Source organism: Streptomyces minutiscleroticus (assembly GCF_014650875.1).
Lineage (GTDB): Bacteria > Actinomycetota > Actinomycetes > Streptomycetales > Streptomycetaceae > Streptomyces > Streptomyces minutiscleroticus.
In genome coordinates this window covers 1-895 of sequence record NZ_BMVU01000220.1, presented here as the reverse complement: position 1 = coordinate 895, position 895 = coordinate 1, and the positions used below count along the sequence as shown (strand labels likewise).

The following is an 895-nucleotide window of genomic DNA, read 5'->3' as shown; positions in this document are numbered from 1 at the left end:
CGTGCGGCGTGGCGGGCGGACCAGTCCGCGCAGCAGCGGGTTGAGTTCCCCCTCGGCCGCCCGGGCCCGCAGCACGCCCCAGTCCAGCCGGGTCGGCACGAGCACGGGCTCCTCCGACCCCAACGCCGCATCGAAGAGGGCGAGGGCTTCGGCCGTGGACAGGGCACGCTGTCCACCGCGCTGCTGAAGGCGTGCGCGTGCGGTGTCGTCGAGGGTCCCGGTCAGGCCGCTGGCCTGCGCCCACAACCCCCACGCCAACGACACTCCCGGCAGCCCCGCATCCCGGCGCCGGCGCACCAACCCGTCCACGAACGCGTTCGCCGCCGCATACGCACTCTGCCCCGCGCTGCCGAACACCCCCGCCCCCGAGGAGAACACCACGAACGCCGCCAGCCCCGCATCCCGCGTCAACTCGTGCAGATGCCAGGCCCCGTCCACCTTCGGCCCGAACACCGCCTCCACCCGCTCCGACGACAACCCGTCGAACACACCGTCCGCCAGCACCCCCGCCGCATGCACCACCGCCGTCAACGGATGCTCCACCTCGACACCCGCCAACACCTCCGCCACCGCCGCCCGATCCCCCACATCCGCGGCCACCACCCGCACCCGGGCCCCACCAGCCTCCAACTCCGCCACCAACTCCTGCGCCCCAGCCGCATCCCCGCCACTACGACTCACCAGCACCAGACGACGCACCCCGTGCACCGCCACCAGATGCCGGGCCACCAACCCGCCCAACACCCCCGTCCCACCCGTCACCAACACCGTCCCCGCCGGATCCAACACCCCCACAGAACCACCCACCGACCCCCCACCCGCACGCACCAGACGCGGCACCCACGCCCGACCCGCACGCCACACCACCTGCACCTCACCCGACCCCACCACACGG

Annotated in this window: 1 protein-coding gene; it reads right to left on the bottom strand. The window is 73.7% G+C overall.

The features are described 5' to 3' along the window. Positions 1 to 762, bottom strand: a 762-nt coding sequence (locus IE271_RS41100) for a beta-ketoacyl reductase (RefSeq protein ID WP_268256281.1), incomplete at its 3' end; no start/stop codon positions are given. Positions 763 to 895 lie beyond the last annotated feature (133 nt).